The organism is Mycobacterium sp. (assembly GCF_035314665.1).
In the GTDB taxonomy this organism is placed as follows: domain Bacteria; phylum Actinomycetota; class Actinomycetes; order Mycobacteriales; family Mycobacteriaceae; genus Mycobacterium.
The window spans coordinates 1-3,038 of sequence record NZ_DATFZD010000143.1 but is presented as its reverse complement, the minus strand read 5'-3'; the positions used below and the strand labels follow the sequence as shown (position 1 = coordinate 3,038).

Below are 3,038 nucleotides of genomic sequence, written 5' to 3'. Positions count from 1 at the left end.
TGTCCACGGTCGCGTAATTCCCCAGGGGTAGCCGTCACGTAATTCCCCAGGTTCGGGTGCTGCTGTGGTGAGGGTAGCGAAGCGCGGGGTGGGTGTCAGGTGGCGGCGGTGCCGGGTCGTTTCCGGGGCCGGTAGGACGGGCCGTCCATGAGTACTTGGTGGCTGGTGTTGATCAGGCGGTCGAGCAGTGATTCGGCGACGACGGGGTTGGGGAACAGTGGGTACCAGTCCTTGGGTGCCCGGTTGCTGGTCAGGATGAGCGGTTTGGCGGCGATGGCGCGGTCGGAGACCAGGTCGTAGAGGTCGTCGCTTTGGGTCGGGGTGTGTTCGCGCATGGCGAAGTCGTCGACGATGAGGACCAGGGGGCGGGTGTATTCACGCAGGCGTTGGCCGATGGTGCGATCAGCGTGTCCACCGGCGAGGTCGGCGAGCATGCGGGAGCATTTGACGAAGCGGATATCACCGCCACGTCGGGCCACTTGATGTCCAAGTGCTTGTGCCACATGGGTTTTCCCGACGCCGACGGGTCCGTAGAGGATCACCGACTCCCCGGCCTCGAGCCAGCGCAGCGCGGAGAGGTCGCGCAGCATCGCGGCGGGCAGTTTCGGGCTGACGGTGAAGTCGAAGTCCTCGAAGGTGGAGTGTTGTTCGAAGCGGGCGCGGCGCACTCGCCGCGCCAGGGCGGCTGTTTCGCGGCGGGCAATCTCGTCTTCGCAGAGCACCTGCAGGAATTCGAGGTGGCCGAGCTTCCCGTCGCGGGTTTGGGCGAGGCGGGCATCGAGGGTGTCGAGCATGCCGGTGAGTTTGAGGGTCTTGAGTGCGGCGCGCAGGCTGGGATCGTGAATGGTCATGGCAAGGTCCGTTTCGTTGATGTGGTTGCAGCAGAATGCGTTCGGTGAATCGTGGTGACGGTCAGGCGGTGAGGTCGGTGTCGAACGCGTCGGGGCCGCGCAGGATCGCCGGTGGTGTCGGGGCGGGTGCGGGTGGGTCGTCGCCGTGTTCGGTGCCGGCGACCAAGATGCCCTTGACGGTGCGGTAGTTCGGATCCCCGACCTGTAGTGCTCTGGCGCAGGCGGCATCGAGGCGGGTATCGCCGTATGTCTCCCGGAGACGGATGATTCCCTGGATGGCGCGCAGGCGGTGGATGGCGTTCACCTGCGAGAGGTCGGCGACGATCGCGACCGTGCCGGGCCCGATCTGCTCGGCCTGGGTTCGACACCAGCTCACGCTGCGCAGCGTGTGGGCGATCTTGTGCGGCGGGTAGTGCTCGAAGTTCGTCGAGCGTCCCGACAGATGCAACACGTGGGTCGCCACGACGGTGTCGTCGTGGAAGATCTGCACGACGTCACCGACGGTGCGCACGGTGACCTGTTGGCCGATGAGTCGCCACGGCACCGAGTACAACGCTTTCCCGGACTTGACGTGACAGTCCGGGGCGACGCGCCCGAGGCTGTAGACGACGGATTCAAACGCTCTGGGCGGCAACGGCATCAGCGCACCGGCCTCGATCGCGGTGAACACCGATGCCGGGGTCTGACCATCCAGGCCGCGGTGCTTGTGAACTCCGTAGACCTCGGTGGCCCACCGGATGGCGGCGCTCTGCATCTGGGCCAGGGAGGCGAACTCGCGGCCGGCGAAGAACGAGTCCCGAATGTAGGGCATCGGCCGCTCGATCCGCGGTTTGTCCTTCGGTTTGCGGGCCCGCGCCGGGTCGATCAGGGCGCCGTAAAAGTTGGCGAGTTCACCGTAGGCCAGGTTCATCTGCGGGTCATACAGATCCGGGCGCGTCACCCCGGTCTTGAGGTTGTCGCACACCAACCGCGCCGGGACACCTCCGAAGAACTCGAACGCCGCCACATGCGAAGCGTTCCAGGATGTTTGGTCCATCCGTAGTACCGGTTGAACGAACAAGGCCCGTGAGCACGACAGGACCATCGCGAACACCCACACTGCAACACGGCGGCCAGATGCCGGGTCCCACCACATGCCGAGCTTGCCGTAATCGATCTGGGCCTCGCTCCCGGGTTCGACCGCACCCCTGGGCACCGTGACCTTGCCTTCGAGACGCTCCTCAGCGAAAGCGGTTGCAATGTAACGCCGTACCGTCGATTCCGACACCGCGACACCGTGGTCGTCACGAAGCCGCTGCGCGATGGTCGCCACCGTTACCGGCACCTTCAGCTGATCGGTGATCCACTGGTGATGGGCTCCGATCAGTGGCCAGCTCAGCGCCCGCGCCGCCGGGTCCACCAGCTCAGGGAACCAGCGTCCTATCCGTGCCCGCCACAACTCTTCGTCGAACTCGCCCGGGTTCGGTTGCAGACCCTCGGCCAGCGCCGGGGCCAAATACTTGCGGATCGTCTTGCGGTCGATGTTGAGTGCTTCATTGATCTGCACCTGGGATCGGCCGGCGTTCCAGTGCCGGAACATCTCCACGAAGTCAGTCACGTTCCACGATCTCCTCGCCAACTCAGGCCCCTTCCAGGACCCCTGGCGGGGCACCTGAACGGAGCGAACCTGAGCAGCACCCCAACCCCCGCCGGACACGCCCCAGGGGTGGGGAATTACGTGACGGAAGGTGGGGAATTACGTGACGGACAACCCCTCAGAACTGGGGAATTACGTGACCGCTGACAACCAGCTGCAAAGGCCGTCACGGCGAGGTCGCCCGGCTGGGGCGCGCTGGTCTAGGTCAGCAAGAGGTCCCAGGCCGCCAACCGCTTCAACCGCTTCCCTGAACCGGAATTGCTGGTCGATTAGCCAGTCGATCATCGCGGGCCATTGATCAACATCTGCCTCGCTGTGAACGGCGAGATTACGTACACCCTGCGTTGCGGGCTGGGGCGTTAGGGAGAGTGTTGATGCCATCAACACGCCCCGTGTTTCCGCAGGTCGTTTCGCGTCGTTTCGCGTGCTTTCGCGTCGTCAAATTGAGCGTTTCTGCAGGTCAGCGGGATATTTGCGCCGGGTTCGATTCCCGGCAGCTCCACTGAGAACGACCGAGTCGCTGGCCGCAGAAATTGCCGCGGTCGCCAAAG

At 64.8% G+C, this 3,038-nt stretch carries 2 protein-coding genes; both read right to left on the bottom strand.

From position 1 onward, the window contains the following. Positions 1–95 precede the first annotated feature (95 nt). Positions 96–851: an IS21-like element helper ATPase IstB gene (istB, locus tag VKI00_RS11445; protein WP_324437575.1), complete on the bottom strand. Its 756-nt coding sequence runs from the start codon at positions 849–851 to the stop codon at positions 96–98. A gap of 61 nt (positions 852–912) precedes the next feature. Continuing rightward, positions 913–2,448 carry an IS21 family transposase gene (istA, locus tag VKI00_RS11440; RefSeq protein WP_324437574.1) on the bottom strand — a complete coding sequence of 512 codons (1,536 nt, stop codon included), beginning with the start codon at positions 2,446–2,448 and terminating at the stop codon, positions 913–915. Positions 2,449–3,038: the final 590 nt, after the last annotated feature.

Bases quoted from the DNA above. Each gene is read 5' to 3' on its own strand.
- istB (WP_324437575.1), bottom strand. From the start codon at position 851: ATGACCATTCACGATCCCAGCCTGCGCGCCGCACTCAAGACCCTCAAA.